This window comes from Variovorax sp. P1_H12_2, from assembly GCF_056405335.1.
The window spans coordinates 23,458-30,622 of the sequence record NZ_JBFUCI010000022.1 but is presented as its reverse complement, the minus strand read 5'-3'; the positions used below and the strand labels follow the sequence as shown (position 1 = coordinate 30,622).

Annotated in this window: 6 protein-coding genes and 1 pseudogene; 6 read left to right on the top strand and 1 reads right to left on the bottom strand. The window is 65.9% G+C overall.

The window, feature by feature from the left end:
- The 6 genes and pseudogenes from AC1D2K_RS04510 to sorU form a co-directional block, all read left to right on the top strand.
- A pseudogene (locus tag AC1D2K_RS04510) lies at positions 1 to 264 on the top strand (branched-chain amino acid ABC transporter permease); the annotation flags it as partial.
- A gap of 57 nt (positions 265 to 321) precedes the next feature.
- Complete coding sequence (locus AC1D2K_RS04505) at positions 322 to 1,647, top strand: ABC transporter substrate-binding protein (RefSeq protein WP_478086622.1); 1,326 nt, start codon at positions 322 to 324, stop codon at positions 1,645 to 1,647.
- A gap of 67 nt (positions 1,648 to 1,714) precedes the next feature.
- Entirely contained in the window at positions 1,715 to 2,518 is an 804-nt protein-coding gene (locus tag AC1D2K_RS04500) for an ABC transporter ATP-binding protein (protein ID WP_478086621.1), read from the top strand.
- A gap of 139 nt (positions 2,519 to 2,657) precedes the next feature.
- Positions 2,658 to 3,830: a rhodanese-like domain-containing protein gene (locus AC1D2K_RS04495; protein ID WP_478086620.1), complete on the top strand. Its 1,173-nt coding sequence runs from the start codon at positions 2,658 to 2,660 to the stop codon at positions 3,828 to 3,830.
- A 76-nt stretch (positions 3,831 to 3,906) separates the two neighbouring features.
- Positions 3,907 to 5,121 carry a SorT family sulfite dehydrogenase catalytic subunit gene (gene sorT / locus AC1D2K_RS04490; protein ID WP_478086618.1) on the top strand — a complete coding sequence of 405 codons (1,215 nt, stop codon included), beginning with the start codon at positions 3,907 to 3,909 and terminating at the stop codon, positions 5,119 to 5,121.
- A 5-nt stretch (positions 5,122 to 5,126) separates the two neighbouring features.
- The gene (gene sorU, locus AC1D2K_RS04485; protein ID WP_478086617.1) at positions 5,127 to 5,447 is read left to right on the top strand and encodes a SorU family sulfite dehydrogenase c-type cytochrome subunit; all 321 of its coding nucleotides are present in this window, start codon (positions 5,127 to 5,129) and stop codon (positions 5,445 to 5,447) included.
- Between the two features lie 30 nt (positions 5,448 to 5,477).
- On the opposite strand, the gene AC1D2K_RS04480 is transcribed toward sorU, so the two are convergent.
- Entirely contained in the window at positions 5,478 to 7,079 is a 1,602-nt protein-coding gene (locus AC1D2K_RS04480) for an arylsulfatase (protein ID WP_478086616.1), read from the bottom strand.
- Positions 7,080 to 7,165 lie beyond the last annotated feature (86 nt).

The following is a 7,165-nucleotide window of genomic DNA, read 5'->3' as shown; positions in this document are numbered from 1 at the left end:
GTCATCATCGGCGGCCTGGGCTCCATCATGGGCAGCTTCTTCGGCGCTGCCTTCATCGTCCTCCTCCCCATCTTCCTGAGCCAGGCGCTGCCGGCCCTGGGTGCCCTCTTCGGGGCCCACGTGTCCGCGGCAGCCATCTCCCACGCCGAGTCCATGGTGTTCGGCGGGCTCATTGTCTGGTTCCTGATCGTCGAGCCCCACGGGCTGAGCAAGCTCTGGATGCTGGGCAAGCAAAAGCTGAGGGTATGGCCGTTCCCTCATTGACTGGCGGGTGAAGAGAGATCGATTTCGGCCGAACAAGTGCAAACAACAGGAGACACGATGAAAAAGACAATGGCAATCGCCGCCACCGTGCTGGCCGCGGTGATGTCGGCAGCTTCGGCGCCGGCAGTGGCACAGGACAAGCAGCAGTTCTTCCCGCTGCTGACATTCCGGACCGGCCCCTACGCCCCCAGCGGAACGCCGTGGGCCAACGGCTTCGTCGACTACTTCAAGCTGGTCAACCTGAAGGGCGGCATCAACGGGGTCCGAGTCGCCTGGGAGGAGTGCGAGACCGGCTATGCGACCGACCGCGGCGTGGAATGCTATGAGCGCCTGAAAGCAAAGAACGGCGGCGCCACGGTGTTCCAGACCATGTCGACCGGCATCACTTTCGCGCTCACCGAACGCGGCGCGGCCGACCGGATCCCGATCCTGACCCCCGCCTACGGCCTGAGCGAAAGTGCCGACGGCGAGGTGTTCAAGTGGAGCTTCCCCATCGGCGGCACGCACTGGGCATCTGCCGACACGCAGATCCAGTATGTCGCGCAGAAAGCCGGGGGCCTCGACAAGCTCAAGGGCAAGAAGGTCACCCTGCTCTATCACGACAGCCCCTTCGGCAAGGAGGCGGTCCCGGTCGTCACCGCCCGGGCGCAGATGCACGGCTTCGAACTGACTTCCATTCCGGTGCCATCGCCCGGGGTCGACCAGAAAGCCGCCTGGCTTCAGATTCGCCAGAGCCGGCCGGACTATGTGCTGCTCTGGGGCTGGGGCGTGATGAATTCCACGGCGCTCAAGGAGGCCCAGTCGACCGGCTACCCACGCAACCGATTGGTGGGGGTCTGGCCATCGGGCTCGGACTCGGACGTGAAGGGCGTCGCGGGCGCGGAAGGCTACAGCGCCGTCCTGATCCTGCCCGGGCCGGGTTTCGACTCCAGGATTGCGAAGGAAGTCCTGGAGAAGCTGCACGGCAAGGGAAATGGGTCGGGGCCGAAGGAAGAAGTGGGCGAGGCGCTCTACATGCGCGGCCTGATGAACGCGATGGTCGCGGTCGAGGGCGTTCGCCGGGCCCAGGAGAAGTTCGGCAAGGGCCAGGTGATGACGCCGGCGCAGGCACGCTGGGGCTACGAGAACCTGAAACTCGACGAGAAGCAGCTTGCAGAACTGGGCATCGCCGACGTGATGCGCCCCATCGCCACGACCTGCAAGGACCACATGGGGCCGTCCGCGGCGCGTGCCTACACCTGGAACGGGACCCGGTGGGATGTCAGCTCGGAGTGGCTCCATGCGGACCCGAGCGTGCTGGGGCCGCTGCTCAAGACGGCTGCGGACAAGTACGTCAGCGACAAGAAACTGGCCCCCCGAACCCCCGACGACTGCAATTCATAGGCAGCTTCGCGAAGCCGGCGCAGGCAGGCCGGCCACGGCCCCTGCCTGCTCTTCGGGATCCCATTCAATGAAAAGCATCGTTCTGAATGTCAATGGCATCGAGGTCATCTACAACCACGTCATCCTGGTGCTCAAGGGCGTCTCCCTGACAGTGGCCGAAGGCCAGATCGCAGCCCTCCTGGGCGGCAACGGCGCGGGCAAGACCACCACGCTGCGCGCCATTTCCAACCTGCTTCAGGGCGAGCGCGGCGAGGTCACGAAGGGCAGCATCGCGCTGCGCGGCGATCGGATCGAGAACCTGTCCCCGGCCGAGCTGGTGCGCCGCGGCGTGGTGCAGGTGATGGAGGGCCGTCACTGCTTCGCCCATCTCACCATCGAGGAAAACCTGATGACCGGCTCGTACACGCGAACCGACAAGGCAGAGATCGCGCGGAACCTGGAGAAGGTCTACAGCTACTTCCCGCGCCTGAAGACGCGGCGCAGCTCGCAGGCCGCCTACACCTCCGGCGGCGAGCAGCAGATGTGCGCCATCGGCCGTGCGCTGATGGCGAACCCCAGCGTCGTGCTGCTCGACGAACCGTCGATGGGACTCGCACCCCAGATCGTCGAGGAGGTCTTCGAGATCGTGAAAGACCTGAACCAGAAAGAGCAGGTCACCTTCCTCGTCGCCGAGCAGAACACCCACATGGCGCTCAAGTACGCCGACTACGGCTACATCATGGAAAGCGGCCGGATCGTCATGGACGGCAGCGCCGCGATCCTGCGCAACAACGAGGACGTCAAGGAGTTCTACCTGGGCATGGGTGGCGGCGAGCGCAAGAGCTTTCGCGACATGAAGTCCTACAAGCGGCGCAAGCGGTGGCTCGCCTGACCCTGCCGTCGCACTTTTCCTGTACCCACCAACATCAACAGAGAACTTTAGATGTACTTGCCCCTATGTATCTAAAGGTTTCATACTTTGAGATAAGCATCATAGAGGCCAGACGACAATGAGCAAGAATTTTGCAGGCATGACATTCACCCGCGCGCGGTGGGCCGCCGGCTTCGCGCTGGCCGCCTGCATGCTGGCCTTGACGGCCGTCCATGCGCAGGTCAAGGTGCTGGTGAACCCGGGCGACCAGGCCGAGCAATCGCGCGGTGCCACCATGACCCTGTGGCGCAACGCGATCGAGCAGGCACTGCGCAAGGAGCGCGTTGCCGATGTCGCCATCACGGGTTCGGCCGACATGACCAGCGACCTGAGCGCCACCCGCGCGCGCCTGCCGGATGTCGTCGTCGGACCGGCCCACCTGATCGGCTCCGCGGTGCGCTATGGCTACACGCCGGTGAGCGCGGTGGATGTGCGCTCGCAGGCCGTGCTGGTGGTGCCCGCCAACAGCACGATCGGCAATTTCCAGCAGGCCGCCGGCAAGCGCCTCGGCCTGCCGCTGCAGGACAGCCTGGTGACCTACCTGCTGCGTGGCGAGGCGATCGCCGCGAACACGACGATGAAGCGGCACTTCCGCGACCTGTACGAAACGCGCTACCAGGACGCCCTGCTGGTGTGCCTGCAGATCGGCCGCTGCGACGTCGTCGCTGTCGAGAAGGCGACCTTCGACAAATGGGTCGCTGCCGGTGCGCCGGTGAAGATGGTGATGGAGTCTCGCGATGTCCCGGGCCTGAGCGTTGCCATCAAGGAAGGCTCCAAGGTCTCAGCCGACATGCTGCGCGCCGACCTGGGCGATGCCGCACCGGGCACCAAGACCACGCGGGTGTCGGCGCAGGACTTCACGTACGTCTCCACCCTGGGCTACTTCACGCCGCGCGAACTCAAGGGCGCCAAGGTGGTCGACGCCAAGACCGTGGCCACCCTGCTGTCCAGCCGCAGCGCGAAGTACATCGACACCCGCAACGCCGCGGAATTCAAGGAGGCGCATGTGCCTGGCTCGGTGCTGATCCCCTACGTCGAGAAGTCGGCGAAGGACCCGGATTTCGCCGCCAACCTCGACGAGTTCAACGTAGCGGAACTGGGCCCCGACCGCAACGCCGAACTGGTCTTCGGCTGCAACGGGCCCGAATGCTGGAAGAGCCACAAGGCGAGCATCGCGGCGCTGAAGGCCGGCTACACCCACGTGAACTGGTTCCGCGGCGGCCTGCCCGAATGGCGGGCCGCGGGCCTGGCCGTGGACTCGGCGGCGAAGTAATCGCCGCACGGCGAGCGCGTAGTATCGGTTCCGACTTTCTTCCACCTCACACCCCTGATTCGAAAGAGCGTTTCTCATGACCAATCTGCCGTTTGCGCCCAATCCGATGCGTCGCGCGCTTCTCACCGGGACCGGCGCGGCCGTCACGATGGCCGCCGTCGGACCGTGGCGAACGGCCTTCGCCCAAGCTGCGGCCGCGCGGCCCCTGCCGGCCTTCGCGGCCTTCAAGGATGCGGGCGCGATGATCGTCCACAGCGCCAACACGATCGAGATGCGGCGCGGGCCGGCCGGCAACGGCGCGCTGACCACGGTCAACCAGCTCTACGTGCGCAACAACCYGGCGCCGCCGAGCGCCGAGATCGTCGCCAAGCCCGACGACTGGACGGTCCAGATCGAGGGCGTGCGGCGGCCGAAATCGCTCAGCGTGCGCGAGCTCAAGACCATGGGCACCGAGAGCGTGACCATGGTCCTGCAATGCAGCGGCAATGGCCGCGGCATGTTCCCCTCCAAGCCCAGCGGAACCCCATGGCAGACCGGCGCGGCCGGCTGCATCATGTGGACCGGTGTCCCGGTGCGCAACGTCGTGGCGGCGCTCGGCGGCATCAACCCGGGAATGAAGTTCCTGACCGGCACCGGCGGCGAGGTGCTGCCGGCCGGCATCAGCCCGAAGTCGAGGGTCGAGCGCAGCGTGCCGGCCGCCGTCTACGAGGACGCCGTGCTGGCCTGGGAGATCAACGGCCAGCCGATCCCGCTGGCGCATGGCGGCCCGCTGCGCCTCATCGTGCCGGGCTTCACCGGCGTCAACAGCGTCAAGTACGTCAAGCGGGTGGCTTTCACCGCGGCGGAAAGCGACTCGTCGATCCAGCAGACCGACTACCGCATGACGCCGACCGGCGAGGCCTCGCAGCGGCCGACCGACCCCTCGGTGTGGCAGATGCCGCCGAAGTCGTGGATCAACACGCCGCTGGCCGGCGCCACGGACCTGCGCGCGGGCGAGGAAGTCGTGGTGCGGGGCGTCGCCTTCGCCGGCGTCAACGCGGTCAAGCAAGTGGACGTCTCGATCGACGGCGGCCAGAACTGGCAGCGCGCGGCGCTCGTCGGGCCCGACCTGGGCCGCTTCGCCTGGCGCCAGTTCGAGCTGCCCGTGCGGCTTGCGGCCGGCAAGTACGTGCTGGCCAGCCGCGTCACCGACGTGCGCGGCAATGTGCAGACCGAGAACCGGGTCGAGAACAAGGGCGGCTACCTGAATTCGAGCTGGCGCGACCACGCCGTCTCCATCTCGGTGGCCTGAACGCCATGCGTCATCGCTTCTGGGGGGCCGTCGTCCTCGCCGGCCTGTGGATCGCGGGCGCCCATGCCCAGCCGGCCGCGGACGAAGGCCGCAAGCTCTTCCTGACCGGCGCGACGCCGGCCTGCGCCCTGTGCCACACGCTCAAGAAGGCGGGCGCCACGGGCCAGATCGGTCCCGACCTCGACGAACTGCAGCCGGATGCGGCCCGCGTCGAGAAGGCGATCCGAAACGGCATCGGCCCGATGCCCGCGTTCAAGACCTTGACCGACGAGCAGATCCGCACGCTGGCGCGCTATGTGGCGTCGGCGACCGGCGCGGCGCCCTGAGCGCTTTGTAGCGCGGCGGCCGCGGGGTGCCTATTTCGACGTCGAAGCCGCCGCTTCCATCCGTTTGCGAAGTTCGGCCATGGTCGACTCCAGGACCGTCGCCGGATTGAAGCTCGGCGGGAACGATCGCGGCGGGAACTCCTTGAAGGTCTCGGCGAACTTGAACACCTCCTCCATCAGGCCATACACCTGGCCGACGTGATTCAGCTGCCAATCCCAGAACGTGTTCGAGGTGATGTCGGCCCGCTCGAAGGGATCCTGGAACAGGTTGAAGATCTTCTGCAGCCGCAGCTCCGTGAACGGCTCCGCCCACACCTGCATCGTGCCTGGCACGCGCTGCTCGGCGCAGACGTACTTGTAGGCGCCCTGCCGGATCGCCACCAGCAGGCCGTCGTCGTCGGTGTAGAAGAACAGATCGCGCGCGCTTTTCACGCTGCTCTTCTTGCCCGCGGTGCCGMTCACCTTGCGCAGGAAGTCGGACTGGTCGTGGCCGTCGAGGTGAACCTTGTAGGTGTTGCCGTTCGCCTTGTAGCCCTTCTTGAGCTTTCCGACGATGTCGGGCTCGCCGGCGATCGCGCAGAGCGTCGGGATCCAGTCGTTGTGGCTCATCAGCTCGTTGGTGACCGTGCCGGCCTTGATGGCGGCCGGCCAGCGAGCGAGACAGGGGACCCGGAAGGCACCCTCCCAGTTGGTGTTCTTTTCCGAACGGAAGTGCGTCATGGCCGCGTCCGGCCAGGTGTTCATGTGCGGGCCGTTGTCGGACGAATACACCACGATCGTGTTGTCCGCGATGCCCATCTCGTCCAGCGCATCGAGCAGCGTGCCGATCGTGTCGTCATGTTCCATCATGCCGTCGATGTACTCGCTGTCGCCGTGCTCGTAGCGACCGCGATGCGCATCGCGCACGTGCGTGCGCAAGTGCATGCGGGTGGAATTGAACCAGACGAAGAACGGCTTGTCCGCGTCGTTCTGGCGCTTCATGAAGTCGATCGCCGCGGCCGAGGTCTCGTCGTCGATGGTCTCCATCCGCTTCTTGGTCAGGGGACCGGTGTCTTCGATGGTCTGCTTGCCGATCTTGCCGAAACGCGGGTCGACCGTCAGGTCGTCCTTGTCGCTTGCCTTGCACTTGAGAACGCCGCGCGGACCGTACTTGGCGAGGTAGGCCGGATCTTTCGGGTAGTCGGGCAGCTCCGGCTCTTCTTCGGCATTCAGGTGATACAGGTTGCCCAGGAACTCGTCGAAGCCATTGACCGTCGGCAGGCTCTCGTTGCGGTCGCCGACGTGGTTCTTGCCGAACTGGCCGGTCGCATAGCCCAGGTTCTGGAGCAAGCCGCCGATCGACGGATCGAGCTGGCTCATCCCCATCGGCGCGCCCGGAAAGCCGACCTTGGTGAGGCCGGTGCGCAGTCCATGCTGCCCGGTCAGGAAGGCCGCGCGACCCGCGGTGCAGCTCTGCTCGCCGTAGTAGTGGAGGAATCGAACGCCCTCTTTCGCGATGCGATCGATATGGGGCGTCTCGTAGCCCATGATGCCATCGCTGTAGGCGCTGATGTTCGTCACGCCGATGTCATCACCCCAGAGGACGAGAATGTTGGGTTTGCCGCCTGCGCCTTGTCCTGACTTTGTCGCCATCGAATACTCCTTGCGTTGATGTCGATCCCGAAGAGGGGAGATGCTGTCGTTGGCCATGGGCGTCGCCGATGGCCAGGAAGAAGCGC